The organism is Aquincola tertiaricarbonis, from assembly GCF_023573145.1.
In the GTDB taxonomy this organism is placed as follows: domain Bacteria; phylum Pseudomonadota; class Gammaproteobacteria; order Burkholderiales; family Burkholderiaceae_C; genus Aquincola; species Aquincola tertiaricarbonis_B.
The window spans coordinates 2,803,571-2,830,449 of the sequence record NZ_CP097636.1 but is presented as its reverse complement, the minus strand read 5'-3'; the positions used below and the strand labels follow the sequence as shown (position 1 = coordinate 2,830,449).

The following is a 26,879-nucleotide window of genomic DNA, read 5'->3' as shown; positions in this document are numbered from 1 at the left end:
CCTTCGCATGGATACCCGCAGCGTTTGGCACCGCCTTGACCACTTCCTGGCGCATCTGCGCCCGCACCGGCAGGCCTTGTCGCTGGCCATCGACGGCCTGGCCGTGGCCGTGTGCTGGAACGTCACCTACCTGTTTCGCCTGGGCTTCGAGCGCTGGATCAGCGCCCGCCCCGACTACGACCTGCTGGTGATGGTGGGCGTGGTAGCGGCCTACTTGGTGGCCTTTGCGCTGGCCAAGGTGCCGCAGAGCATCTGGCGCTTCTCGGGCTTTGGCGAGGTCAAGCGGCTGACGGCGGCCTGCTTCTCGGCCGGCGCGGTGTCGGCGGCCACGGTCATCGGCCTGGGCCTGTACGGCGTGCCGCGCGCGGTGCTGGCGCTGCACCCGGCGGTGGTGCTGATGGGCGTGTGCCTGCTGCGCATCGCCTACCGCATGCTGTACGAGCATGCGCGCAACCACATCACCGGCGGCGAGGGCGAGATCCGCCGCGCGCTGGTGCTGGGTGCGGGCGAGGCGGCGCGCCGGCTGCTGGCCGGCATCCACCAGCAGGGCTGGACGGTGCTGGGCCTGCTGGACGACGACCCCGCCAAGCAGCGCGCCCGCATCAGCAACCTGCCGGTGGTGGGCACGCTGGACACGGTGCGCGACCGCGCCCGCCGCAGCGCCGCCACCCATGTGATCGTGGCCATGCCTTCGGCCACGCCGCGCCAGCGCCGCCGCGCGCTGGACCTGGCCGCCGCCACCGGCCTGCCGGTGCTCACCGTGCCTTCGGCCGACGAGCTGCGCGACAGCCGCAGCGAGGCACTGCGCGTGCGCGACATCGAGCCCGAAGACCTGCTGGGCCGCGAGCCGGTGCAGCTGGACGAAGCCGGCATCGGCGAGACGCTGCGCGGCAAGACGGTGTTGATCACCGGCGCGGGCGGTTCCATCGGCAGCGAGTTGTGCAGACAAGTGGCCCGCTACCAGCCAGCGCGGCTGGTGCTGGTGGAGCTGAGCGAGTTCAACCTCTACACCATCGAGCAGGAGCTGACCGAGGCCTTCCCCGGCCTGCCGCTGGTGAAGCTGATCGGCGACGTGAAGGACCTGCCGCACCTGCGCCACATCTATGCGCAGTGGCGGCCGCAGGTGGTGTTCCATGCCGCGGCCTACAAGCATGTGCCGCTGATGGAAGAAGACAACGCCTGGGCGGCACTGCGCAACAACACGCTGGGCACCTACCACGCGGCGCTGGCCGCGGCGGAGCAGGGCGTCGAGCGCTTCGTGCTCATCAGCACCGACAAGGCGGTGAACCCCACCAACGTGATGGGCGCCACCAAGCGCGCGGCCGAGATGGTGATCAGCAGCCTGGCCGCGCAGCACCCGGGCACCCGCTTCATGGCCGTGCGCTTCGGCAACGTGCTGGGCAGCAGCGGCAGCGTGATTCCCAAGTTCAAGGAACAGATCGCCAAGGGCGGCCCGGTGACGGTGACCCACCCCGACATCATTCGCTACTTCATGACCATCCCCGAGGCGGCCCGCCTGGTGCTGCAGGCCGCCGCCATCGGCGAGAGCGGCCAGGTGCTGGTGCTGGACATGGGCGAGCCGGTGAAGATCGTCGACCTGGCCCGCGACATGATCCGCCTGGCCGGCCGCAGCGAAGCCGAGATCGGCATCACCTTCACCGGCCTGCGGCCGGGGGAGAAGCTGTACGAGGAGCTGATCGCGGATGCCGACCACACGCTGCCCACCAAGGTGGCGCGGGTGCGGATTGCGGCACTGGGGGAGCTGGCGGCGCCGGACGAGCTGGCACGTGAGATCGCGCAACTGCAGGCCGGCGAGGAGTTGCAGCCGGCCGACGTACGTCAATGGTTGCGCCACCGGGTGCCGGAATTCGGCCCGGCAGCGGTGACAATCGCGGGTTGACCCTTTCTCCGCTAGAAGCGCTATGACCAAAGTTGCACTCATCACCGGCGTCACCGGCCAGGACGGCGCCTACCTGGCCGAACTGCTGCTGAGCAAGGGCTACGAAGTCCACGGCATCAAGCGCCGGTCGTCGCTGTTCAACACCGACCGCGTGGACCACCTGTACCAGGACCCGCACGTGGACAACCAGCGTTTCAAGCTGCACTACGGCGACCTGACGGACTCCACCAACCTCATCCGCATCATCCAGCAGGTGCAGCCCGACGAGATCTACAACCTGGCCGCCATGAGCCACGTGGCCGTCTCGTTCGAAGAGCCCGAGTACACCGCCAACGCCGACGGCATCGGCACCCTGCGCCTGCTGGAAGCCATCCGCATCCTGGGCCTGCAAAAGAAGACCCGCTTCTACCAGGCCAGCACCTCCGAGCTCTACGGTCTGGTGCAGGAAATCCCGCAGAAGGAAACCACCCCCTTCTACCCGCGCAGCCCCTACGCGGTGGCCAAGCTCTACGGCTACTGGATCACCGTCAACTACCGCGAGGCCTACGGCATCTACGCCTGCAACGGTGTGCTCTTCAACCACGAGAGCCCGCTGCGCGGCGAGACCTTCGTGACCCGCAAGATCACCCGCGCCATCGCCCGCATTGCGCTGGGCCTGCAAGATTGCCTGTACCTGGGCAACATGAGCGCGCTGCGCGACTGGGGCCACGCCAAGGACTACGTCGAGATGCAGTGGATGATGCTGCAGCAAGACCAGCCCGAAGACTTCGTCATCGCCACCGGCGTGCAGTACAGCGTGCGCCAGTTCGTCGAGTTCGCGGCCAAGGAACTGGGCATCACCCTGGCTTTCAGCGGCGAAGGCGACCAGGAGATCGGCACCGTGACCAAGGTGGAAGCGGTCAACGGCGAGATGAAGGCCAAGTGCAAGGTCGGCGACGTCATCGTCAAGGTCGACCCGCGCTACTACCGCCCCACCGAAGTGGAAACCCTGCTGGGCGACCCCAGCAAGGCCAAGCAAAAGCTCGGCTGGGTGCCCAAGATCACGCTGCCCGAGCTGGTCAAGGAAATGGTCGAGGCCGACTACACCGCCGCGCGGCGCGACAGCCTGGTCAAGATGGCCGGCTTCCAGGCCTACGACTACAACGAGTGAGCACCATGATGGACCGCAACGCCCGCATCTACGTGGCCGGCCACCGCGGCCTCGTCGGCTCGGCCATCGTGCGCAACCTGCAGCGCGCCGGCTACACCAACCTCATCCTGCGCACCCACGCCGACGTCGACCTGACCGACGAACGCGCGGTGCGCGAGCTCTTCGAGCAGGAGCGGCCGGAATACGTCTTCCTGGCCGCGGCCAAGGTCGGCGGCATCGTGGCCAACAACAGCTTTCCGGCCGAGTTCATCCGCGACAACCTGGCGATTCAAACCAACGTCATCCACGCGGCGCACCTGGCCCAGGTCCAGCGTCTGCTGTTCCTCGGCTCCAGCTGCATCTACCCCAAGCTGGCGCCGCAGCCGATGAAGGAAAAGGACCTGCTGACCGGCCCGCTGGAGCCCACCAACCGGCCTTACGCGCTGGCCAAGATCGCCGGCATCGAGATGTGCTGGAGCTACAACCGCCAGTACGGCACGAAGTACCTGGCGGCCATGCCCACCAACCTGTACGGCCCGGGTGACAACTACCACCCGACCAACAGCCACGTCATCCCGGCGCTGCTGCGTAAGTTCCACGAGGCCAAGCTGGCCGGCGCCCAAGAAGTCACCGTCTGGGGCACCGGCACGCCGCGGCGCGAGTTCCTGTACTCCGACGACATGGCCGATGCCTGCGTCTTCTTGATGAACCTGCCCGACGACCGCTACCAGGCGCTGCTCGGCAGCGACGAAAGCCAGACTGGCAAATTCGAGCCGCCGCTGGTCAACATCGGTGTGGGCGAAGACGTGACCATCGCCGAGCTGGCCGAGCTGGTGCGCCAGACGGTGGGCTTCGAAGGGCGCATCGTGTATGACACGAGCAAGCCGGATGGCACGCCGCGCAAGTTGATGGATGTGGGGGTGTTGAATTCGGCGGGGTGGAGGGCAGGGACGACCTTGGTGGCGGGGCTGGGCTCTGCCTACAAGGACTTTCTTGATGTTGATGACCGCCGGAACGAGCGCTCGTCCTTCTAGCCTGCATGCGCTCTCCAAGGGCCGGCCCGTGGGGCGATGCGGCTCGACGCCAACTGCTCAATATTCTTGCTAAGAATACTTGAGCAAAAGCTGCGCACGGCCTCTGTTCTCGGTGTCAGGAAAAACGGGGCCAGTGCTTCACCATTGCTGCATCAGCCGTCGATGTGGTTGCTCATTCTTGGATCGGCGTGCTGCACAGGGTTTTCATGACCATGTGCCCAAACATCAGGTGCACGTCTTCGCACATCTGCATGTCGAAAGAGTTCACCCAGACGCTATGGTCACACATGGGCTTCATCTTGCCGCCGTCATAGCCGACCACGCCCAGCACCTTGCCGCCCGCGTGTCGCGCAGCATCGATGGCTTTCAGCACGTTGGGCGAGTTACCGCTGCCGCTCACTGCGATCAGCAGGTCATCTTCGTCCATCAGCGCATCCACCTGGCCAGCAAAGACGTCGGCGTAGGACAAATCGTTGCCATAGGCCGTGATCAGACCCATGTTGTCGCACAGGCAGACGCCGCGGAACTTCTTGCCGGTGGCCAAATTGACCATCTTGTTCCAGTCGGTGATGTAGTGCGAGGCCGTCGAGGCGCTGCCACCGTTACCGCAAGTCAGGATCTTCTTGCCACCTTCGAAGGCGGCTCGAACCATGTCGATGCCCTTCTGGAACGCATCGGTGTCGAGCTGCTGGGCGAGGCGGGCGTGCGCGGCCAGATAGTTGGAGACGGTGAATGGGGTGGACATGACAGCGATCACTCGGTGGGTTGATAGAACACGATCTGCGCGCCGGTTCGGTCGAAGCGGAACTTCACCGGTTGCAGATCGGAGAGCGCGGCAGTAATCCGCGCATGACGCTCAGGCGGCGCATAGAACATCATGAAGCCGCCATTTCCTGCGCCGAGCAGCTTGCCGCCCAGCGCACCATGAGACATGCCGGCGCTGTACCAAGCATCGATCTGAGGGTCCGTGATGCCGGAGGTCAACTGCGCCTTCAGTCGCCAATTTTCATCGAGCAGGTCGCCGAAATGATCCAGCGTACCGGACTCCAGCTGTTCCTTCATCTCGAAGGCCAACTGCACCATGCGCCGCATGAGGAGGCGCCGATCCGTGGCCTGCATGGCCGCCGACTGATTCGCGAGCACTGCGGACGCGCTGCGGGTGCGTCCGGTGAAAAACACGAGCGTCGAGTCCTCCAGCTCTTGCAGCAGCGAGGGCTTGCAGATTACCGGATCGACCGACACCGATTCGTCGGGGTGGAAGCGGATCAGGTTCAGGCCGCCAAAGGCCGCGGCGTACTGGTCCTGCTTACCAATGGGCTCACCGCAGCGCTCGATCTCAATCTCGCAAGCCTGGCGTGCAAGCTTCTCCTTCGAGGCGAACTGATTGCGATAGGCATAGAGTGCGTTCAGCAGCCCCACCGTGTAGGTGCTCGAGGAGCCCAGGCCAGACCCCTTCGAGGGGATGTCGGCCATGGAGGCGATCTCGATGCCGCCTTCGATGCCGACCACCCCAAGCGCTTCGCGCACCAATGGATGCTCGATCTGCGACGGGCTGGTTGCCTCTTCGGTGCGTGTGTAGCTGACGCGGATGCTGCCGTCGAACTTGCGATTGACGGCGATGTACATGTACTTGTCGATTGATGTCGAAAGCACGGCGCCGAGCTCTTCGCGATAGAACGCCGGCAGATCGCTGCCGCCGCCGACATAGCTCATGCGTAATGGAGTCTTGCTGAGAATCATGGAGGCTAGATGCTCTGAAGGTGATGCGTGGCCCGTGCCGCCGAGGCGCGTACAGCGGGCAGTTCGTCTCGCTCTCGCGAGGCGAGGCGATGTGCGACTGTTGCCGGATCGTCACCACGCCATGCGTACTCGGCCTGTAGCCGCTCTCGTCGAATGTCGTCGGGGACGTCCACGAAGACCCGGACATCAGTCTGCGCAAGCAGCGCATCGTCCATCAAGGCCGTGACGCCCTCGACGACCAGCAGATCGTTCGGACCGATCGAGCGCGGCGCACCCGCGCGGAGCGTGCGATTCTTCCTGTCGTGCTCGGGCACTCGGATCTCGCGCCGATCCGAAGCCAGCAGCAGCGACTGAAGCAGAGCCCGCGCCGTCGGCATGTCGTAGCGGTCAAGCACGCCATGGCCTTCGGCGCGGGCTTCGCCCGGTAGCAACCAGCCATCCAGAGAAATCACATGAGACGTGCGCCCCGCCGCGGTCATGAGTTCTGCCAGCACCTGCGCTGCCGACGTCTTGCCGGCTCGAGCGGGGCCGCCGACGAGGACCAAGCGACTTGTTGTCGCTGCTGCACAGACGGAGAAAAGCTGTCGCGCTACGGAACTGTGACCTCGTAGGATCCAGTCGACCGCCGCGGCGAGATCGGGGACCACGTAGTCGGGGGACACGTTCTGCTTGCCGTCCAAGCCTGCATGCCCGGTTCGCACGAGCACCGTGCGCAGACCGGCACGTCGTCCAGCCTCGATGTCGGAACTCGTGTCGCCGACGATCCAGGACGAACGACGGTCGATCGCGAGGTCGCGGACCGCGCGATCAATGAGCCCAGTGCGTGGCTTGCGACAGTCGCATTCGATCTTGAGTTCGGGTACTTCGCCCGGGAAACCCTTGTGCGGATGATGGGGGCAGACATAGAGCCCATCGAGGAATGCCTTGCTCTGACCCAACAGATGGTCAAGCTTGGCGTGGATGCGTTCTAGTCCGGCCATCGACACCTCACCCCGAGCGACCACCGGTTGATTGGTGACACCGACCGCGAGAACCCCAGCGCGATTGAGCGCACGCACCGCATCTCCGGCGCCGGGGATCAGGGCCAACTGATCCGGTGAGTTGAGGTGGTTCACCTCGACATTGATGGTGCCATCGCGATCCAGGAACACTGCGGTACGCGGCGATCGCGTGGAGAGCCTCTCGGGCAGTCCGACGGTGATGTCGCGCTCGACCTTGTCCAGGCGCTCCGGTGTCCCCATGTCCTTGATGTACTCCGGCGTGATATGGGCATGGAGGCGGAGACCGGCGCTCAGCATCGCGGGGAATGTGTGCTTGGCAAGGTCCGACTTCCGGTCTGTCGGGATCAGACTGGACAACCGCTGACGATCCATGACATAGAGCGCAGCGTTCACGAGGTTGCGGAATGCCGAACCCTCGGGATGAGGATAGGGGTGCACGGCAATGACTCGACCGTCAGCATCGACTTCCACGAGATCGGAATCATGCGGATGATCATTCGGATGCAGCAGCAGGGTGGCCGCAGCTTGAGTGTCCGCATGCCGCTTCCAGATCGCACGCAAATCGATGTCGGCGTAGGTGTCGCCGTAGAGCACGAGGAAGCGTTCGTCCATGCTGCTCAGAGCGTCGGACAGCGCGCCAGCGGTTCCGCGGGCCTCGCCTTCGATGCAATAGGTCAACTCGACCCCGAATGCAGCCCCGTCGCCGAAGTGCGCGTGAATCGTCTCGTGCTCGTAATGAACCAGCAGCGCGATACGAGTGAAGCCATGGCGCCGACACAGTTCAATCTGATGCTCGAGCACGGGGCGGCCATGGATAGGCGCCATCGGTTTGGGCAGGTTGCCGGTGCGTACCTTGAGGCGGGTGCCCATGCCGCCAGCCAGGATGGCAACGTTGCAGAGTCCGGAATGTGTCATGAGGAAGTCCGTCGAGATCAGCGCTTGCGCAGCAGCAGTCCATGGAAGACACGCTGCTGAACGCTCGCCGGCAACTTGCCCCAAACGGAGAAGATGCACAGGCCGAGCAGGCGGTGCGGCAGATGGCGGGTCGTGAAGTTGCGCTTGCGAGCACGCAGGTTGAATTCCCAATGGCGGCTATTGCGGCTGGTGTGCTGCTGCCGATAGCGAACAAGCACTTCGGGCAGGTTGGCGAAGCGGACACCGCGGTTGGCCAGACGCAACCAGAGATCGAGATCCTCCGCGAAGCGGAAACCTGCGTCGTAGCCGCCGTGGTGCTCAATGAGCGCCTTGCGCAGCATCACGGTCGGATGGGCGATCGGCGTGGTCGTCTGCAGCTTCCGCTCGATCATGGCATGGTCGGCGGGGTAAGACCGGAAGGCCAGCGTGCGGCCCGTCTCATCCATGATCTCGAGGCCGCCCCCAAGCACTCCGACGTCGGGGTGTCCATCCATGAACGAAACCTGACGTTCAAGCCGATCGGGCATGCAGATGTCATCGGAGTCGAAGCGGGCGATCAGGGGCGCACGAGCCATCGAGATGCCGAGATTCAAGCTCGCCGCCAGACCAAGCCGCTCTTCAGGATGGACATACCGGAAGCGCGTATCGCGCTCGCACAGGGCTCGACAGGCCTGGGCGGCTTGAGCGTCGGTGCTCTCATCGACCACGATGCATTCGAAGTCTGTCAGGGTCTGGGTGCGTACGCTATCTAGGCTTTCCGTGATCACATCGACCGGCTCGTTGAACGCCGGCACGACCAGGGTTACGCGAGGGGAGGGAACGCTCAAGTTAGACACCTTGCTGGCGGGCGATCTCGTCGATGGCGCGCGCGATGGCCTGCGCCGAACCTAGCTTGGGGGTCCAGCCGTAGGACTGCAGGCGTGCGGTCGAGTAGTTGAACTTCGGGACGTCACCGACCCAGCCCTTGTTGCCTTGGCCGAACGCGATTCGAGCCTGCGGGCGCACGCGGGCGACCACGCTCTCGGCAATCCAGCGAACAGTCACGCCTTCATCGGTAGGGCCGATGTTCACAACTTCGACCTTGCCTTCCACCTTGCGAGCACGAACCGCCAGCATGGCGGCGACAAGATCAGACACATGCAGGTAGGCCTTCTGCTGCGTGCCATCGCCCAGCACATGCAGCACATCCGGGGTCGCGGCCAGCTTGTTCACGAAGTCCAGCAGGACCCCGTGCGTTGCGGGTACGCCGACGACGTTCGGGAATCGGAACAGGTTCACACGGCGCAGGAAGCTCTCGGCAGCGGCGCTCGCTTGGGCTTCCGAAGCGAGCTTCATGGCGCCGTAGTTGGAGATGGGGAGCAGCGGGCCGATCGACTCGTGCAGGCTCTGCTCACCGAGATCGCCGTAGATGGCGGAACTGGAGGCGAAGTGAAGGTCGGGCACGCCGAACTCGCGCATTGCGCGCAGCAGTTCGAAGGTCGTGCGGAAGGTGTCCTTGAAGTCGACATCGCTGTCCTGGACGCCGGCGGGGATGTCCGAGTTGGCCGCGAGATGCCACACCTCGTCGACCGTTCCGATCGACGCAGCTCGGCGGAACGTCTCGGCGGTCGCCGCGCGATCCGAAACGTCGGCTTGAATCAACGTCACGCGCGGGTCGGAAGCGATATGTCCTAGGTTGTTGGCCGAGCCGCGCGAGTAGTTGTCGACGACCAGCACGTGCCGGCCTTCCTCAAGCAAGCGTGGCACCAGGTTGGCGCCGATGAAGCCGGCGCCGCCAGCGACGATGGAAACAGTGGATTGAGACATGCAGGTGTGCTCGATGGGGTTGCAGGGGTCACGCAGTCGGCGTGGAGGCCGCCGCCGGGAGCCGACGGGCCATGCGAGCCTTGAGACGGATCAGGAAGCGCGGTCCGAGGCAGGCTGCAGCCAGAATGAGGACGTACTTGGGTTGCCGGAAGAGGCGAAGAGTCTGAGCCACCGATGCCAGGGTCTCGCGGTACCGCAGGTTGAGGATCGCGCGATGCGTGATCGTGTCGTAGCGCCACAGGGCGTGAGCGCGGCGCTCCTGAGGTGTCAGGCTGTCGTAGTCGGCCTGGTAGCGCGCTTCTATGGCCAAGAATGCGCCCATGCCCGCGTCCTGGGACTTGGTCACGCTGCGCTTGCGCGTCACGTGGTAGTAGCGCGTGAGAACCCGATCGAGCAATCGCAGGCGTTGGCCGCGGCGCGCCATGCGGAGCCAGAGCTCATAGTCCTCGAAGGCCCGCAACTGCTCGTCGAATCCTCCGGCATCGCGCAACGCCTGTCGGCGCGCGGCGACCATCGACGTGCCGCCAATTAGGTTCTTGACCAGCAATGCCCGAAACCCGGCCCGGCCTTCTGGGAGCGCCACCGGTTGCGAGGCGTAGCGCACATCCTCGTTGACCATCAATATGAGCGCGGGGTGATAGAGCACGTCGCTGTCCGGTCGGGCCGCGATGTCGTTGCGCAGCGCCTCAATCTTCATTGCGTCGAATTCGTCGTCGTCGTCCAGGAAGGCGATCCAGTCCTGACTCGCTGCCTCGATCCCGGCGTTTCGCGCACCGCTGGGACCGCGAGGCGATTCATGGCGGACAACGCGCAGAGGGACCGGGCCCGTGCGGGACTGCAACGCAACCGCATCGACAGGAGGAGATGAGGCATCGTCGACAACGACGATCTCATGCGGCTGAACTGTCTGCGAGGCGACGCTGGCCACGGCGCGCAGCAGTTCCTCAGGCCGGTTGTGGGTGATGATGACGACGGAGAACATACCGGCTCAGAAGGGAAGGGAGAACGCGTAGGCGTAGTCGGGCTCGGCGGCGGTGACCAGCAAAGTCGCCAGCGCAAGCGCCAACGTGGTGCCACCAAAGACGAGCCGTCGGCCCATCGGAAGACGGGCCGCGATCAACGGGAACAGCACCACCTCCAGCACGCGGAACAGCATGTTGAATCGGGTGGCAAGCAGGTTGAATTGGAACAGGGCAAGATAGATGAGCAAGCCCAGGAAATACACGGTCAGCAGGGCGTTGATGTGACGTCGCTCGCCGCGCCCGACGTCTGCGCCGGTCAACATGAGTACGCACAGGCCCAGACGCATCACGATGTTGCTGACTGACGAAGTGGCATCGAAGAGGTCGGCATACACCTCGACGGTGCCGGGGAAGATCAGGAAGAAGATCCGGCTCAGCAGACCGGTGGCCGCCATGACGACGCCCACACCGGCCGAAATGAGGAAGACGGTCCAAACCTTCAATCCGAGGCGATCGCAGACGCGGAGAAAGACATAACCCACGCCGATGAGGAAGCCGCTGAAGTGGAAACCGCCGGCCGCCAACGACAGGAGCAGCACCATTCTGGTCCTGCGTTCGACGACCGCCGGTATTGCCAGCAGGAAGATCGACATCGCGATCGACTGCCGCATCGCGTTAAACGTGTAGGGCAGCAGGAAGACCGCGAAGTAGTAGGCGTACGCGTAGGGAAGGTTGATCCTCGGGATACGTTGCAGCGCGACGTGGAGCACGATCAGCGTCAGGCAGGCGTAGAAAGCGAAGAACAAGAACTGCGAGGAGGAGAAGGTCTTGAGGAGTGCGTTCGCGACCGAGAACAGCGGCTCGTAAAAGCCACCGATCAGATCGCCGAAGTGAGCCTGCTCCAAGGGAGGGAAGTTGTCCCAGATCGCCACATAAGTCGGGAAGTCCGTCCCCGTGTCCAAGCGAATGCTGGTCATCACACAGAGGATGGTGAGCAGCACCAACCCGCCAAGCAGGTTGAACGACCGATGCATCGAGCCCGGCACGATCAGCGCCAGCGCGAGAACGAAGGTGACGACGTAGATCACGGAAACCTCAGTAGATCGGCTTGCGGCCGGTGAGGCGTCGATAGGCGTTGGCCGCCTTGCCGACGTGACGGCCCAGCACCTTGCCGACGGCGAGCTTCGCGTACAGCCGGACCATGCCGACGCGGTGGTACAGCGGGGAACGCAGACCGAGGTCCTCGCAGATGCGCCGGTTCTCGCGGGCCATGGTGAGCCAGCCGCGTGTCGTCGTGCTGATGCCACCGACGACCATTTTCGCGACATCGAAGCCGAGATACGCCGGGGGGGCCTTGGCCACCGCCTGCAGCATCAGCTTGGCATCGGCGCAGATGCGCAGGGAGCTGTCGAACGGCTGGGGCGTAACCAATAGGGCTCGGTGCTGGAATACACCCTGATGACATGGCAGCACCGGGCGCCCTTGGTGCCAGCGCGAGAAGTCCACCTCGCGCTCGTACTGGATCGTTCGTCCCTGAGTATCGACCAACGCGACGCCGCCATAGGCCAGCAACGTGCCTGTCGGCACCCCATCGAGCGCCCGCGCAGCACGCTCGAGCGAATCGTTCGCAAGCAGCAAGTCTCCAGCGCCGAGGAACATGACCCAGTCACCCTTCACATGGGCCGCGGCCTTGTTCCAGGCGTCGTAGATCCCGCGGTCCCTTTCCGAATGCCAATGACTGACGATGTCGGCGTTCTCCTCGATGACACCGATGGTTCCGTCGGTGGATCCGCCATCCGCGATGATCCACTGCAGCCCAGACAGATGCTGTTCTCGAATCGACGCAGCGGTCTCGCGCAATGCCTCTTGGCAGTTGAACGTGGACGTGATGATGGTGATCGAAGCCATGACTTCAGGGCTGGTGGCGCAACAAGCGAAGCGACAGCGACAGCTTGAGGTACTGAATATTGGATCCAATGATCAGCTTGGCATCGCGCCAACTTGTGTTCCGCAGCAGATAGCCCAGACAACGACGAACGACTTGGCTGTTGGTCTGATGGAATGGATCTTGGCTGTAGGTCATGCCTCGGCGTAGCGCCTCGGCAAGTAGCAGGCGAATCGTGAGCGGCACTTGGCGGCGCGCGCGCGCAGACGGCACGCCGCCGATGGTGCGGCAAGCGCCGCCGAATTCACCCGTGAGGCGGTCGTACTCATTGAAGAGGTCGAGTACCACCTGGTGGTCCTTCAACAGGACACTTGATATGCCTGCCGCGAGCGCTTGATCCTGGTCCGGCAGCGGATTGGCGATCTTGCGATGGGCGGGATCCGTTGGCCGGTGCAGGTTGCTGAAGTGGAAGAACACCAGCGGGGTCTGCTCGCCTTCAAAGGTGACGGTACGGGTGTTGGCCAACTGCCGGCCATCGGCGAACAGGTTCCACCAGGCGACGTTGCAGCCGGGATGGCGTAGCACTCGAACGTGGTCTACGAAGCAGGGCAAGAGATCCACAGGCTTCTGGTCGACGAACAAGCCCGTCTGCGGTGCATCCGCGCCGTAATTGACGCAGAAGTCCTTCCACCAGCGCAGGAATGCCAGCGCCTGCGGGCTTCGACGCACGCCAAAGTACCCGAGGTTGAACACGCCGTAGTACATGAACTTGCGCTCGGAGATCGCGCTGCCGGGCAGAGACGGGGAGAGCACGTGGGGCGTCACCTCCATGTCCCACCCCGCCGCGTTCTTGTCGGGGAGGCGCGTATACAAGATGGTGTCGGGGTCGAGATAGGTGACGTTTTCGTCGCGCTCCAGCAATCGGATCGATACCGCGGGTTTCACGCAGGTGCAGATTTCAACCACGTTGAACTTGAAGGACAGCAGGTCGGGCCTGTCATAGAGCTCAAGGGGGTCCAGGAACTCCAGGGTGCGGCCTTGATCCGCAAAGTCGCGGACCAGGCCGTCTATCGCCTGGAGTTGAACCGAATCCAGAAGACCGAGATCCGCCATCGAGATGACGAAGCGCGTATGCGGATAGACGTCGAAGACTGATTTGGCCAGGGCCAGGGCCTTGGGCAAGTAGTTCAGCGCGATGCTGGTAAAAAAGCAGGCTCGTTCCATGCGTTCGTCGTGTCAGGCGATGCGTTGCCAAGTTTGGCTCGTCGTGTCGTAGCGCTTGATTGGGCGCGCGGGAGCGCCCACGCACATCGTGTGAGCGGGGAGGTGGCCCGAGACCACGGAATTGGCGCCTACGATCACGCCGTCGCCGATCGTGCTGCCAGGGAGAACGACCACGCCGTCTGCAAGAAATACCCGGTGACCAACGCGCACGGCGCCGCCCTGCAGCGGACGGCCGGCTGGCGGCACGTCTGGCGACGAGTGCGGGCCTTCGCCTCGGTACAGGCCGTGGTTATGATCGGTGATGTGCACCTTGCTGCCGACCAGAACGTCGTCACCAATCTCGACCGAGTAAGCGCAGGCGATATGCACCGCGTCACTGCCACTGAACCGAGCGCCAATCGTCAGGGTTGGCGTGTAGCGGTGAGTGCCATAGACTGACACGGCTTCCAGCCACAGCAGCCGACCGGCTCGAAACCCCTGTCCAAGGCGCATCCGACGATCGCCGAAGATCTGCGCGCCCTCGCCCAGCTCTAGTTCGGGACAAGCGAGAATGCAACGCCAGAGTGCATTACGAACGCGTTGAAGCAAGAGCTGAGGCCCTTTCGCCAGGATGCGGGCGAAGCGATTCATAGCTGCTGTTGAGCACCACGCAGCCGCACATGCACGGCGTCGTAGATGTGCAAAAGACGAGCCAAAGTACGCGCACCCTTCAGGGCGACTCGAGCGGCACCCTCTGGCAGCTTCGCCACGGGGAGGATCACCAAACGATAAGTAAGGCTTCTCCCCAGTTGAGGTTCCAGCGCGGATTCCACAGTCTCAGACTGGTCGAACTTTCCCAAGCGTGCCTGACGGAATCCCCAAACCAAATCCGGTAGGAAGGACAACGAAGTGCGCCGGACGATGAGTTCGCCGATCTGGCGGGATGTCTGGTCTTGGTTAAACACATCCCGAGTGATGCGCTGGAAATTCTGCCCAAAGACTTTGAGCACCGAGTAGCCGCCGGTGTTCCCAGCGGTCGCGAAGACAGTTGGCTCTTTGACCACGATGAATCGCCGTCCATGGCACATTGCACCGAGCACCCAGCCAAGTTGTACCAAGTTCGTCCCGGTGTATCGCCGGAGATCTGGATCAGGAGCGAGCGAACGGCTCACGATGCAACCAGATATGAACGACGACCAGACATGAACCCTACGAGCGAACGCATTTCGGTCGAGCCGCACGGCGTTCAAGGGGGAAGGGACAGGGTTGTCTGGGCTGTTGTGCTCAAGTGTTTCGCTCCAACTGCTGCAGAGGTATACCAGGTCCGGTCGTTCGGACTGCAGGAGCTTGAGTAAGCTGCCTAGGGCGCCGGCTCGAGGTAGATCATCGTCGCCAATGATCCAAAAGTACGGAGACGATACGGCCTCCACGCACCGGCAGAAGTTCTCATCCGGCCCTACGTTGGACGCATGACGAAGAACTCGCACGTCAGAGATTGCTGCAGTCGAGAACGAGTGAATCACCTCCGGAGTTTGATCGGTGGACGCGTTGTCTCCGATGATCACATTAACCTGATCATGCAGGGCCTCGAGTTCAAGCAGCAGAACATCCAACAGCGCTCGCAGGTGCTTCGCGCGGTTGTAGGTCGGCACGATGATGGTGAGTAATGGATGATCCACGAATCAAGCTGTTCGTTGGAAGTAGCGTCTAAATAGGAGGACGGACCACGGTAGAACCATGCAGAGATTCAGCGCCAAGTAGAGGAGGCTCATCAAGAGGATGCTGTGCATCGATCCCCAGTAGGCAATGGCTGCCGTTCCAATCCCTGCCGCAACGGAGACAGGGAGCATCGGTTCTTCCCTGTGTGCCCGCATGAACGTGGCGACCGAGAAGACTATGCAATTGATAATGCAAACAACTCCAAGGCATGCAATCACACCGGGGGCTGCAATGCGCGAAATGAATGCCCATCCTGTCAAGGAGAGCAGATAGGTGCCCATGATCACCGCGAGACTGGCTGCGGCGGTAAAGATCATTGAGCGTCTGAAAACATCCACGAAGAGAGTGTTCAGCTCGGAGCGTTGTCCTCTGGATATAAGCATGCCAAAGGTCGGAGCCTTGGCATTGATCCAGCTCATCCCGACCGACGAGACCGAATTGAAGACTGTCATCGCCATGCCAAAGCGACCGGCTTCGGCGGCGCCACGATGAGAGAAGATAAGTGGCGTGAACGCATAGAAGATGAAGTACCCGCTGATCCAACTCGCGGCGATTCGCCACTGAAAGGGCAACATCTCGCGCCGCCAATCAATCTGATTGGCCGGAAGGAATTTGAGATGCTTCAACCACTGGTAGAGGGCCCCCTCGTTTCGAACCCAATAGGCAGTCGTTATCGCTGACGCGACAGACGTGGTGGCAGCCGCCCACAGATGTCCGCCACAGACGAGAGTCAACCAAAGCCCTCCATATCCGAGCAGGGACTGAACCAAGCGAAGCCGGGCCACGTTGCCGACACGTCCGGTGCCCTCCAAAAGAGCCAATGCTGGTGTGTAGGCGAGGTTGACCGAAGTGGCGATTGCTAGGACGATCCAGACTGGTAACCAAGCTGCCAGTGGCAACTGAGCTCGGTGTTGGAAGAAGTAAGCACCAGCGAGGCCGCCCAGAATGCCGAATAGAATCGCCGCGACTGCATACCATCGCCTGAGCAGTTGTACGAGGGATGCCACGCGATCAATGCGCACCCGGTCCCCTTCCAGCTTTCTGTCGCCTACTGTAAGGTGAGCGACCTCATGGCCGACAAGTTGCACAACGACTTGGCTCAAGCCAAGCTCGAAGAATATGTGCAGGCCCAGGATGCTCGCGAAAGTGTAGTAATAGCCCTGCTCAACAGGGCTAAGAAAAATTGGAACCACGAGGAGCGTGATGGCTCCGCCCAGGATGCTCCATCCACGAAACAGCAAGGTCATCAACACGTGAAAGTCGATGCCGTGCCATCCGCTACGCTTAGGTGGGGTGGTGGCGGCTGGGGAGGTGCCGGGCACTGCGTTGACGCTGGGTTCCATGAAGCTCGGGGGATAGAAGACGTGAAGTCTTCAGATAGTCAGGCCGCCCAACCGATTCAGCGTCGCCTGCGAGCCCACCGTGCCACACACCTCGGGGCTCAGGGCGACCGTTCGGACCGTGCAGCCCAGCGCGGCGTACATCGCCTTGGCTTCCAGCAACCACGAGCCGAAGCCGCCGTCCTGCAGGTGATCTTCGATGGTCACGACCTCGTCTCGGAAGCGCAGCAGCTCGGCCTGGGCAGGCTTGTCGGCCATGGACCAGAGGGGCATCGTGTAGACCGCCCGATCGGCATGTTCGTCCTTATTGGCCCATTCCATCGCGATCTGAAGGCAGGCGCCCGTACTGAGCAAAGCACGCTTTTCGTTGCCCTCGCGCACCTTCAGCCAACGGCCCGGAGCGACGTCTGGCGGAGCGCCATGGAAGTTCGGCTCGCCCGCCTTGCCCAATCGAAGATAGGACGGACCCGGATGCTCCACCAGGTAGCGCATGCACGCCTGGACCTCCATCGGATCTCCGGGCGCTGCGATCAGCATGTTGGGCAGCGTGCGCATGAGCGCGTAGTCCTGTACGGCGTGGTGCGAGTACCCCAGTGCCCCATAGGCCAGACCGCCACCGACCGAGACAACCGTCACCGGCAGCTTGTGGTATGCCACGTCGTTGCGGATCTGCTCCGCGCAGCGGAAGGTCGGAAAGTTGGCGATCGAGTACGTGAAGACGTGGTAACCCTCCGAGGCCATGCCGGCGGCCAAACCTGTCATGTTCTGTTCGGCGACGCCCGCATTGATGAAGCGCTCCGGAAATTCGTCGGCGAAGGGCTCGACGACGGAGTAGCCCAGATCGCCGACGATCAGCGCGATCTGCGGATGCAGGCGGGCCAGCGCCACCAATTCCTGGATGAAGGCATTACGCATGGTTCAGTTCTCCCAGCGCCTGGGCGAGTTGTTCCGCAGAGGGCGACTTGTAGTGCCAGTCAACGCTGTTCTCCATGAAGCTGACGCCCTTGCCCTTGGTCGTGTGGGCGATGAGGAATGAGGGCCTACCGGGCTCCCACGGTAGCGCGTTGAGCAGGGCGGCCAGCGCCGCATGGTCGTGGCCGTCGACTTCGCGCACGGCCCAGCCGAAGGCGCGCGCCTTGTCCGCCAGAGGCTCTACGCGCAGTGTCTTGTCGACGGTCGTCAGGCTCTGCAGCTTGTTGTAGTCGACGATCGCCACCAGGTTGTCGAGTCCGTGGTGTGCGGCAAACATCATCGCTTCCCAGTTGGAGCCCTCGCCGAGCTCGCCGTCGCTCAGCAGCACTGCGGTACGCCAGTCCAGCTTTGAGCGCTTCGCGGCCAAAGCCTTTCCGGTGCCGAACGGCAGACCGTGGCCCAGGGAGCCTGTGGAAAACTCGACACCCGCCACCTTGTGGCTGATGTGGTTCATCAGAACCGAATGGTCCTGGCCGTACTTCAGCAGGTCGTCTGTGGGGAAAAAGCCTGTCTCCGCGAGCGCGGCGTAGATCGCGACGCAGGCGTGACCCTTGCTCAAAATGAAGCGGTCCCGCTGCGCGGCCCCTGGTTGTTTGGGGTCCAGGCGCAGCACTTGGCCGTAGAGAACTGCGACGATGTCGCAGATGGAGAGGGCAGAGCCGATGTGTGATGCCTTGGCTCTGTGCACCATCTGCAACGCCTGTATTCGCATGCGGCGGGCAAGGTCCGGGCTGTCGATTTGGAGGCTTTTCATTTCAGGTCCTCGAAGAGGAGGAAGCCCAGCGGGCCGTACGGAGGATGGCTTCGTCCAGGCTGGCGGTCGCGGTCAGGCCAAGCTCTGCGTCGATGCGATCGACCGATGGCAGGTAAGCTTGCGGTACGGCACCAGGGCGCGGAGACTGGGCGATGCGGACTTCGCCGGATCCATTGAGGACGCGATTGACCCGATGGGCGAGTTGCCCGATCGACAAGCCCTCGGCCCCGCCGACGTTGTAGGCGCGGCCACTTTGCGCGTCAAAGAGCATGACCCACAGCCAGTGCGCAAGGTCAGCAGCGTAGAGGTAGCTTCGCAGTGGTGTTCCGTCACCTTGGATGCAGATGTCCTCTCCGCGTAGAGCGGCGCCTATGAAATTGCCGATCGCAAAGTGTTTGTCGAACGGCAGATGGGGGCCGACGAAAGCGAAGCACCGCGCGATCGACACCTCCAAGCCCGGGCGCGTTGCGGCCCTCATGGCGCACAACAACTCGCTCACCCGCTTCCCCTCGCCATAAGCTGACGCGGGTGAGAGCGGATCGGGCGCTCCTGACCAATCCTCAGGGATGGCGCGCAGATCAGGTGGCGTTCGACCGTAAACGGCCCCCGAGCTGAGCAGCAAGACACGCCGGGGTGTGATGCCAGGCGACATCGCATCAAGGACGCGGTGCGTGCCTGTGACGCAGGTCTCCAGGATGTCGGCTGGCGTGCTCGAGGCCACCACGTCGGTTGCGGCATGAATGGCGAAGTTGCAGGTGCCTGCGGCCTCCGGAGTGAGGTGACGCACGTCGCCGGTCAGCCACTCGATCTCGGTGGCGCCGTGCAGCTCAGGAAACTCCTGCAGCAACGCCTCGGGTCGGCGGCTCAGAGCCACGATCTGCGCGCACAAGCCCCGCTTGCGGTTGGCATGCAGGAAGGTCGCCAGCAACCACTTGCCGATGAAGCCGGTTCCGCCAGTGAGCAGCAGTCGTTGTCCGCGCAGGCGTTCCCAGCGGCTTCCAACCGCGTCTACAACGCGGTCAAGGTCGTCAGGTGGCAGCTGCAGCAAACCGGGAACGTAAGCGCTCATACTCAGAAGTTGACCCCAAAGAACTCTTCCAGCTTCTCCGCGATGTAATCCAACTGCTCCTCCCCCAACGCCGGGAAGGTGCCCAGCCAGAAGGTCTGGTTCATCACGATGTCGGTGTTGGTCAGCTCGCCGCTCACGCGGAAGTTGCGGCCGGCCATGTAAGGCTGTTTGGTCAGGTTGCCGGCGAACAGCAGGCGCGTGCCGATCTTGCTTTGGTCAAGGAAGTTGATCAGGTCGCTGCGCTGCACGCCGGCGGTGTCCTTGAGCACCAGCGGGAAGCCGAACCACGAAGGCTCGCTGTTGGGCGTGGCTTCCGGCAGGTGCAGGAACTCGGCCACGCTGGCCAGGCGGTTCTTCAGGTACGCGAAGTTGGCGCGGCGCTTGGCGATGAACTCGTCCACACGGTCCATCTGGGCCAGCGCGCAGGCGGCCTGCATGTCGCTGATCTTCAGGTTGTAGCCCAGGTGGCTGTAGGTGTACTTGTGGTCATAGCCGTCGGGCAGGTCGCCGCCCAGCTCCTGCTTGTTCCAGCAGAAGCGCTTGTTGCAGGTGTTGTCTTTGCCGGGCGGGCAGTAGCAGTCGCGGCCCCAGTCGCGGAACGACTCGGCGATCAGCTTCAGTTCGGGGTTGTTGGTGAACACCGCGCCGCCTTCACCCATGGTGATGTGGTGCGCCGGGTAGAAGCTCAAGGTGCCGATGTCGCCGAAGGTGCCCACCAGCTGGCCGTTGTAGGTGGCGCCCAGCGCGTCGCAGCAGTCTTCCACCAGCCACAGGTTGTACTTCTTGCACAGCGCCGTCACCACGTCCAGGTTGAACGGGTTGCCCAGGCTGTGGGCCAGCATGATGGCCTTGGTCTTGGGCGTGATGGCCGCTTCGATCAGGCTGGCGTCGATGTTGTGCGTGGCCAGGTCCACGTCCACGAACACCGGCACAGCGCCGAACTGCAGGATGGGGTTGACCGTGGTCGGGAAGCCCGCGGCCACGCCGATCACTTCGTCGCCTTGCTTGATGGCGCGGTCACCCAGGCGCGGCGAGGTGAGGGCGGAGAAGGCCACCAGGTTGGCCGATGAACCGGAGTTCACCGTGATCAGGTACTGCACACCCAGGAACTTGGCCAGCCGATGCTCGAACTGCGCGTTGAAGCGGCCGGTGGTCAACCAACCGTCGAGCGAGGCTTCGACCATCAGCTGCAGTTCCTTGGCGCCGATCACCTTGCCCGAGACGGGCACCGGCGATTCGCCGGGCACGAAGGGCTTGGGGGCCAGGGTCAGGTCGGCGTACTGCTTCACCAGCTCGGAGATCTGGCGGCGCAGCGCGTCGGCCGGGGTCAGGATGGGAGCGATCACGCTGCTCATACGATTTCCTTGGTCTTCGTGTTCATGTATTGCGCGATCTGCCGCAGGCAGACTTCGCGCACGTCTTGCTTGTCTAGCCAGGCTTGGTGCCAGTCGACGATGCGGGCCAGCGCCGTGTCCAGGGTCCAGGCCGGTTGCCAACCCAGCCGGCTGCCGGCCTTGGAGATGTCCAGCTTGAGGTAGTGCGCCTCATGCGGATGATCGCCTTCGTCCACCGCCCACCGCGCGCCTCGGCCCCAGCGCTGCACCAGGTTCTCGACGATCCACTGCACCGGCTTGGCGTCGTCGTCACGGGGCCCGAAGTTCCAGGCTTCTGAGGCGCTGGCGCCCTGCGCGTACAGCGTTTGCGCCAGCACCAGGTAGCCTGACAGCGGCTCCAGCACGTGCTGCCACGGGCGGATGGAATGCGGGTTGCGGATGCGCACCGGCGCATCACGCTCGAAGGCGCGCAGCACGTCGGGCACCAGGCGGTCCAGTGCCCAGTCGCCGCCGCCGATGACGTTGCCTGCACGGCCGGATGCCAGGGCCACGCCGCGGGCGTTGAAGAACGACTTGCGGTAGGCCGCGGTCACCAGCTCCGAGCAGCCTTTGCTGTTGCTGTAGGGGTCATGGCCGCCCATGGGCTCGTCTTCACGGTAGCCCCACACCCATTCCTTGTTCTCGTAGCACTTGTCCGTCGTCACGTTGACGATGGCGCGCAAGCTGTCAGTCTGGCGGGCGGCGTCCAGCACATGCACCGTGCCCATGACGTTGGTGGCGTAGGTTTCCACTGGCTGCTCGTACGACAGCCGCACCAGCGGCTGCGCCGCCATGTGGATGACGATCTCAGGCTTGAAGGCCTGGAAGGTGGCCAACACTGCTTCGCGGTCACGCACGTCGCCGATGGTGGAGGCCATGCCCTCGGCCACGCGCGCCTGCTCGAACAGCGCCGGCTGGGTGGGCGGCTGCAGCGCAAAGCCTTGCACCTGCGCGCCCATGCTCTGCAGCCACAGCGACAGCCAGCTGCCCTTGAAGCCGGTGTGGCCGGTGAGCAGCACGCGCCTGCCGTGCCAGAAGGTGGTGTCGACGTTCATCGCTTCAGTCCCAGCGCTTCCAGGGCGCCTTGCCGCTGGCCCACAGTTCTTCGAGGTAGTGCTTGTCGCGCAGTGTGTCCATCGGTTGCCAGAAGCCGTCATGCTGGTAGGCCATCAGTTGGCCTTCAGCGGCCAATTGCATCAGCGGCTCTTGCTCCCACACGGTGGTGTCGTCCTTCAAATGGCTCAGCACCTTGGGGCTCAGCACGAAAAAGCCGCCGTTGATCATGGCGCCATCGCCCTTAGGCTTCTCCTTGAAGGCGCGCACCTGACCTTCGTGCATGTCAAGTGCGCCGAAGCGACCTGGGGGCAGAGTGGCGGTCAGGGTGGCCTGCTTGCCATGCGCGCGATGGAAGGCGATGGATGCGGTGATGTCCACGTCGCTAACGCCATCGCCGTAGGTGAAGCAGAAGGCTTCTTCGTCTTTCACGTGCTCGGCCACGCGCTTGAGGCGTCCACCAGTCATCGAATGATCACCCGTGTCCACCAGAGTCACCTGCCACGGCTCGGCGCGCTGCTCATGCACGTGCATGCGATTGGCTCGCATGTCGAAGGTGACGTCGGACATGTGCAAAAAGTAGTTGGCGAAGTACTCCTTGATCACGTAGCCCTTGTAGCCACAGCAGATGATGAAGTCGTTGACGCCATGCGCCGAATACATCTTGAGGATGTGCCACAAGATCGGCTTGCCGCCGATTTCCACCATGGGCTTGGGCCGCACGGCAGTTTCTTCGCTCAAACGAGTACCCAGGCCGCCGGCCAGGATGACAGCTTTCATTGCTTGCTTTCGAAAGAAGGGCGTCAGCCAGAAACGACGAACGCGTCCGAGTGGAAGCGGCGGGCCGGCAGCCCGGCGTCCAGTAGTTGGCGCTGGGCGCTTTCGATCATGTCGTTGGAGCCGCAGGCGTAGACCCAAGTACGGCTCAGGTCAGGTGCATCGGCCATGAAGACATCCTGGACGTGCCCCCGCGCGCCAAGCCAGGCTTCTGGCGGTCGCGAAGCCACCGGTACGAACCGAACAGCCAGGGCGTCGTCAGCAGGTGCCCAATAGTGCTCGTGCGGATGTCGGCAACCCCAATACACCGTGAGGGACTTCGGGCGCTTTTCTGTCGGAGTCGCGGCCAGTTGCTCGAGCATCGCCTTCACGGGCGCGATGCCTGTTCCGGTCGCCAAAAACACCACGTGCTCTCCCACGGCCTCACGCAGGAAGAAGGTGCCAAGCGGTCCATGCAGGCGCACCAAGTCGTCGACCTTGGCGCCGCCGAACCAATAGGTGCTCATCGCGCCGCCTTCGACGGCCCGGATGTGCAACTCGATGGGACCGACGGAGCCGGGCGCCGCGTTGGCGATGGAGTAAGCGCGCTTGAGGCCACCCGGGCCGAGCACGTTGATGTACTGACCTGGCAAGTAGCGCAGCTTGGCGGTCGGTGGCAGTCGCAGCGTGACCTTGATGACGTCATCCAGCACGCGTTCGATCTGCTGGATTCGCGCAGGCCATGTGCGTGCGGGATAGTCAGCCAAGTCACCGAGGTCTTCGATGTCGATGGCCACGTCATCCAACGCTTGGCGGGCGCAAGTCAGGATCCAGCCTTGCGCTGACTCAGCGGCGCTCAGCACTTCTTCTGCGCGAAGCGCCGCGGTGTGCCCTCTGACTACCCGTGCCTTGCACGAACTGCAACGGCCGGTCTTGCAGCTGTGCTCGAGCACCAGGCCTGCGGCCAGTGCAGCATCCAACAGCGAAGTGCCTGACGGCGCTTCGTACTGCTTGCTGTTGGCCAAGGTCACAATGGGCATCAGATGGCTCGGCTGGAACGAAGCGACGCCTTCAGCGCTGCCAGGCGCTCGGCCCTTTGAGGCGAAATCGGCGTCAGGCGAGAAATATGGCGGAACAGCACGATCACTGCGAGCAACAAACCGACGGCCACGGCAGTGCCCGCCGCAATCATGCTGCGCTTGGGTTTGCTCCGACGCTCCGGCGGCGTGGCTGCATCCACCACTTGAATTAGCGCACCTTCGCGGCTTTCGTCAACGCGAGCCAGCTCGTATTGGCGCGCAAACAGATCGAACAGCGTCTCCTGATACTTGAACTCGCGGTATTTGCCGACATAGTCGTTGTCGTCGCTGTTTCTGCGCACCTTCTCTGTTTTCGCCAGTTGCGAGCGCAAGGCAGCAAGGCGATCTTGCGCTGTTCGAAACTCCGGCGCATTCTCGTTGTAGGCGCTGCGCATGGTCTGCAACCGAACTTCGGCCGCTGTGACCTCCGCTTGCAACCGGGCGTACGACTCAGCGGCGGACTTCGGTTCAGAACGCAGCGCCCCTTCAGTGAAGCCGCTGGCCTCCAACGCACGCTGAGCAGCGGTCAGGCGTTCCTTTGTCTGAGCCAACTGCTGCTCAAAAAACACCCGGCGCTGCTGCGCTTCGGTGACTGCGAGAGAAGCTGATAGGCGGCGGAGTTCTTCGACGTAGGCGTTTGCAATGGCTGCGGCACGTTGAGGGTCCTCGTCATCCACGGTGACAGAAATCAGACCATCTTTTTTGCCAACGCTGATGTTTGCTTTCTCTGCCAGGGTTTTCCGGGCATCAGTCCTCAGCTTTGACTCATACACCTGCATCAAATCGAAGCGCTCGATGATGCGGTCGGAAACAGTAGCGCTCTGCATGAATGCAACATACTGGTCGGCCGGCGTCTTGACACCGGCACCACCAGTCAATCCAGCGAGCGCTCCCAACGACGCGAGAGCTGAAGCCGCAGAGCTCTGCTGCTGCTGCGGGGGGAGAAAGGTAGTCTGAGCGGTGAAGGTCGGCGCAATGAGGTGTGCTCCGCCGTAGGCGATGGCGCCAGCAAGGATTGGCACGAAGACCAACACCTTCCAGCGTGACTTCAAAATGATGCCGAGCTCAAGCGCTCCGATGTCATCAGCTTCGTTATGGTGATCCTCGCTTGGCCAAACAGTGCGGGCGTCTTGTGTTTGCATGTTGTCGCCCATCAATTCTTCAGCGTCTGCAACGCAGCCGCGCCCAGACCAAACTGGTAAAGGATCTGCGTCCATTCCTTGGCCGCCTGGATGAACGTGGTCTTGTTCAGTTCCTCCGGCACGAACACGGTATCGCCCGGTAAGGCGGGAACGTTCAAGTCCCCGCCCGAGAAGAAGCCGCTGCTTTGCCGAGCGCTCACCACGCTGCCGTTGGCCCGCAGCACGAAGGCGCTGCCGTCATCTGCACCGCGGGTTGGGCCCCCAGCCAGTTTCACGTAGTCCGTCACCTTGCGATCGCCGCTGTAGAGGTAACTGCCCCCATTGAACACGCTGCCGAACACGCCGACGGTGGTGGGTACTGCGGGCACGTAGATGCGATCGCCGTTTTCCACCACCAGCTCAGGCAGTTGCGCTGCGTTCGGGTCCAACTGCAGCACGATGCGACCGGTCGGTCGCACCGCTCGCAGCCGCTCGATCAGGCGCGAGGCGCCTGTGCTCTGGGTCGCCTGGGCAGTCGCCTCGTCCGCCGTCAGCGCCCGCTGCGTGCTGGTCTTCTTCGCGAACTCCGTCTCCAGATCCCGCAGCGCCCGCTCATAGTTCTCCTGCTGCGTCTTCTGCACGCTCTCCCGCGAGAACTCGGTGCCAAACACATAGGCATTCGGCGTCAGCCCGCCCGCCACGCGGATCGCGTCGGTGATGGAGCTGTTGGGCGGCAGGATGTAGTCACCCGGTCGGGCCACTTCACCCTCGATGCGCACGCGCTTGTTCTGCTTGTCCTGGGGCAGGGTGGCTTCCACCGCGCTGAAGGCGCGCAGCACGTCGCCGTTGGCGGGCGTCTGCTTCAGGTCTTCGGGCAGGCGCAGCTGGGCCACGCGGGCGCCGATGCGTTCGTCCAGACGCTCCACCGATAGGCGGCCGCGGTCGGCCACGGCCGTCAGGCCGCCGGCCATGCGCAGCACGTCGTCCACCGTTTCGCCCTTCTTCAGCTCGAAGATGGCGGGCTTGTTGACGCTGCCAATCACGGCGGTTTGCGTGCCCACGGCGCCGATGTGAATCACGTCTTCGGGCTGCAGCACCCGGTCGCCAGATCGGTCGCCCTTGATCAGCAGGTCGTACAGGTCCAGCGTGCTCACCAGCTTGCCGGCGCGGCGCAGCTCGATGTTGCGGAAGGTGCCGGCCGCCGAGGGGCCGCCCGCGCGCATCAGGCCGTTGACCACGGTCGACAGGCTGCTGACGGTGTACGAACCCGGCTTGGTGGTGAACCCGGTGACATAGATGCGGATGCTGCGCAGCTGCCCCAGCGACACGCTGAGCTGGAAGTTGCGGAACACCTGGGCCACCCGCTGGTTGAGCAGGGAGGGCAGGTCGCCATAGCGTACACCTGCCACCAGCACCGAGCCCACGCGCGGAATGTTCAGCCGGCCGGCGCGGTCCACCGTCAGCCGCAGGTCGGCATCCACCGAGCCCCAGATGGTGAGTGCGATCTCGTCGCCTGGGGTGATCAGGTAGTCCTGCGGCACCTGGGGCATGAAGTCGGCGGCGTAGTCGCCGGCCAGCTCGGGCGTCACCAGCTCCGCACCGAAGCGGCGCACCGAGGTGTCGTCCAGCGTGATCTTGCCGTCCGGCGTGAGCACTGGCAGCGTGTTGGCCAGCTTGTTGACGAACAGCTCGAACTCACCCGGGCGATAGGGCTTGTCCTGCTCGCGGGCGTTGCGGTTGCTGAATCCGCCGTTCTGGTTGTTGTTGATTTGCGACGAATTGCTCTGCCGCAGGCGCACCGGGCCGCCGCTGTCCTGGCCACTGGCATCGTTGCCGGTGTTGATCGACTGCTGCTGCTGCTGCTGTTGCTGCTGCGCATTGCTCTGGCCGCTCTGGTACTGCTGCAGCATTTGCGTGGTCTGCACCTGCGCCTGGCTGCTCAACCCGGTGAAGGCCAGGGAGATGGCCGCCACCAGGGCGCCCATCGGCGCGCGCCAGGCAGGCTGACGGCGCGGGATCAATTCGGTCATGAAATACCTTCGTGTCTCGGTGCCCCAAACAGGGCGGC

General features: G+C 63.5%; 24 protein-coding genes. 3 read left to right on the top strand and 21 right to left on the bottom strand.

What is annotated here, in order from left to right:
• The first annotated feature begins 7 nt into the window (after nucleotides 1–7).
• The 3 genes from MW290_RS27385 to MW290_RS27375 are packed head-to-tail and all read left to right on the top strand — an operon-like array spanning nucleotide 8 to nucleotide 4,063.
• Nucleotides 8–1,900 (top strand): polysaccharide biosynthesis protein, encoded by a 1,893-nt coding sequence (locus MW290_RS27385; protein ID WP_250197521.1) that lies wholly within the window; start codon nucleotides 8–10, stop codon nucleotides 1,898–1,900.
• A 22-nt stretch (nucleotides 1,901–1,922) separates the two neighbouring features.
• On the top strand, nucleotides 1,923–3,050 hold the full coding sequence (gene gmd / locus MW290_RS27380; protein WP_250197520.1) for a GDP-mannose 4,6-dehydratase: 1,128 nt from the start codon (nucleotides 1,923–1,925) through the stop codon (nucleotides 3,048–3,050).
• Nucleotides 3,051–3,058: 8 nt separating this feature from the next.
• Entirely contained in the window at nucleotides 3,059–4,063 is a 1,005-nt protein-coding gene (locus MW290_RS27375; protein ID WP_250200114.1) for a GDP-L-fucose synthase family protein, read from the top strand.
• Nucleotides 4,064–4,235: 172 nt separating this feature from the next.
• Here MW290_RS27375 and MW290_RS27370 read toward each other — a convergent pair whose 3' ends face one another.
• The 21 genes from MW290_RS27370 to MW290_RS27270 form a co-directional block, all read right to left on the bottom strand.
• Nucleotides 4,236–4,808: a D-sedoheptulose-7-phosphate isomerase gene (locus MW290_RS27370; RefSeq protein WP_250197519.1), complete on the bottom strand. Its 573-nt coding sequence runs from the start codon at nucleotides 4,806–4,808 to the stop codon at nucleotides 4,236–4,238.
• A gap of 8 nt (nucleotides 4,809–4,816) precedes the next feature.
• Complete coding sequence (locus tag MW290_RS27365; protein WP_250197518.1) at nucleotides 4,817–5,803, bottom strand: GHMP family kinase ATP-binding protein; 987 nt, start codon at nucleotides 5,801–5,803, stop codon at nucleotides 4,817–4,819.
• Nucleotides 5,804–5,808: 5 nt separating this feature from the next.
• Entirely contained in the window at nucleotides 5,809–7,719 is a 1,911-nt protein-coding gene (locus tag MW290_RS27360) for an HAD-IIIA family hydrolase (protein WP_250197517.1), read from the bottom strand.
• Nucleotides 7,720–7,736: 17 nt separating this feature from the next.
• A complete protein-coding gene (locus MW290_RS27355) occupies nucleotides 7,737–8,546 on the bottom strand; it encodes a glycosyltransferase (protein WP_250197516.1) in 810 nt (269 codons plus the stop codon).
• Nucleotide 8,547: 1 nt separating this feature from the next.
• Entirely contained in the window at nucleotides 8,548–9,525 is a 978-nt protein-coding gene (locus tag MW290_RS27350; RefSeq protein WP_250197515.1) for an SDR family NAD(P)-dependent oxidoreductase, read from the bottom strand.
• 28 nt (nucleotides 9,526–9,553) lie between these two features.
• Nucleotides 9,554–10,507, bottom strand: coding sequence for a glycosyltransferase family 2 protein (locus MW290_RS27345; RefSeq protein WP_250197514.1), 954 nt, complete (start codon nucleotides 10,505–10,507; stop codon nucleotides 9,554–9,556).
• Nucleotides 10,508–10,513: 6 nt separating this feature from the next.
• Nucleotides 10,514–11,575 carry an EpsG family protein gene (locus MW290_RS27340; RefSeq protein WP_250197513.1) on the bottom strand — a complete coding sequence of 354 codons (1,062 nt, stop codon included), beginning with the start codon at nucleotides 11,573–11,575 and terminating at the stop codon, nucleotides 10,514–10,516.
• 7 nt (nucleotides 11,576–11,582) lie between these two features.
• Nucleotides 11,583–12,395 carry a glycosyltransferase family 2 protein gene (locus MW290_RS27335; RefSeq protein WP_250197512.1) on the bottom strand — a complete coding sequence of 271 codons (813 nt, stop codon included), beginning with the start codon at nucleotides 12,393–12,395 and terminating at the stop codon, nucleotides 11,583–11,585.
• A gap of 4 nt (nucleotides 12,396–12,399) precedes the next feature.
• Nucleotides 12,400–13,596 (bottom strand): hypothetical protein, encoded by a 1,197-nt coding sequence (locus tag MW290_RS27330; protein ID WP_250197511.1) that lies wholly within the window; start codon nucleotides 13,594–13,596, stop codon nucleotides 12,400–12,402.
• A gap of 12 nt (nucleotides 13,597–13,608) precedes the next feature.
• A complete protein-coding gene (locus MW290_RS27325) occupies nucleotides 13,609–14,226 on the bottom strand; it encodes an LbetaH domain-containing protein (protein ID WP_250197510.1) in 618 nt (205 codons plus the stop codon).
• On the bottom strand, nucleotides 14,223–15,227 hold the full coding sequence (locus MW290_RS27320; protein ID WP_250197509.1) for a glycosyltransferase family 2 protein: 1,005 nt from the start codon (nucleotides 15,225–15,227) through the stop codon (nucleotides 14,223–14,225). Before MW290_RS27320 ends, MW290_RS27325 begins: the two co-directional genes overlap by 4 nt.
• Before the next feature lie 30 nt (nucleotides 15,228–15,257).
• Nucleotides 15,258–16,541 (bottom strand): polysaccharide biosynthesis protein, encoded by a 1,284-nt coding sequence (locus MW290_RS27315; RefSeq protein WP_250197508.1) that lies wholly within the window; start codon nucleotides 16,539–16,541, stop codon nucleotides 15,258–15,260.
• A 126-nt stretch (nucleotides 16,542–16,667) separates the two neighbouring features.
• Nucleotides 16,668–17,549 (bottom strand): transketolase family protein, encoded by an 882-nt coding sequence (locus tag MW290_RS27310; RefSeq protein ID WP_250197507.1) that lies wholly within the window; start codon nucleotides 17,547–17,549, stop codon nucleotides 16,668–16,670.
• On the bottom strand, nucleotides 17,542–18,360 hold the full coding sequence (locus MW290_RS27305; RefSeq protein WP_250197506.1) for a transketolase: 819 nt from the start codon (nucleotides 18,358–18,360) through the stop codon (nucleotides 17,542–17,544). Before MW290_RS27305 ends, MW290_RS27310 begins: the two co-directional genes overlap by 8 nt.
• A gap of 1 nt (nucleotide 18,361) precedes the next feature.
• Complete coding sequence (locus tag MW290_RS27300; protein WP_250197505.1) at nucleotides 18,362–19,429, bottom strand: NAD-dependent epimerase/dehydratase family protein; 1,068 nt, start codon at nucleotides 19,427–19,429, stop codon at nucleotides 18,362–18,364.
• Nucleotides 19,430–19,431: 2 nt separating this feature from the next.
• On the bottom strand, nucleotides 19,432–20,784 hold the full coding sequence (gene rfbH, locus MW290_RS27295) for a lipopolysaccharide biosynthesis protein RfbH (RefSeq protein WP_250197504.1): 1,353 nt from the start codon (nucleotides 20,782–20,784) through the stop codon (nucleotides 19,432–19,434).
• Complete coding sequence (gene rfbG / locus MW290_RS27290; RefSeq protein ID WP_250197503.1) at nucleotides 20,781–21,857, bottom strand: CDP-glucose 4,6-dehydratase; 1,077 nt, start codon at nucleotides 21,855–21,857, stop codon at nucleotides 20,781–20,783. The genes rfbH and rfbG overlap by 4 nt, the downstream gene beginning before the upstream one ends.
• Nucleotides 21,858–21,861: 4 nt before the next feature.
• On the bottom strand, nucleotides 21,862–22,635 hold the full coding sequence (gene rfbF, locus MW290_RS27285) for a glucose-1-phosphate cytidylyltransferase (RefSeq protein ID WP_250197502.1): 774 nt from the start codon (nucleotides 22,633–22,635) through the stop codon (nucleotides 21,862–21,864).
• Between the two features lie 23 nt (nucleotides 22,636–22,658).
• On the bottom strand, nucleotides 22,659–23,651 hold the full coding sequence (locus MW290_RS27280; RefSeq protein WP_250197501.1) for an FAD-binding oxidoreductase: 993 nt from the start codon (nucleotides 23,649–23,651) through the stop codon (nucleotides 22,659–22,661).
• On the bottom strand, nucleotides 23,651–24,844 hold the full coding sequence (locus tag MW290_RS27275) for a GumC family protein (protein WP_250197500.1): 1,194 nt from the start codon (nucleotides 24,842–24,844) through the stop codon (nucleotides 23,651–23,653). Before MW290_RS27275 ends, MW290_RS27280 begins: the two co-directional genes overlap by 1 nt.
• On the bottom strand, nucleotides 24,844–26,841 hold the full coding sequence (locus MW290_RS27270) for an SLBB domain-containing protein (protein ID WP_250197499.1): 1,998 nt from the start codon (nucleotides 26,839–26,841) through the stop codon (nucleotides 24,844–24,846). Before MW290_RS27270 ends, MW290_RS27275 begins: the two co-directional genes overlap by 1 nt.
• Nucleotides 26,842–26,879 lie beyond the last annotated feature (38 nt).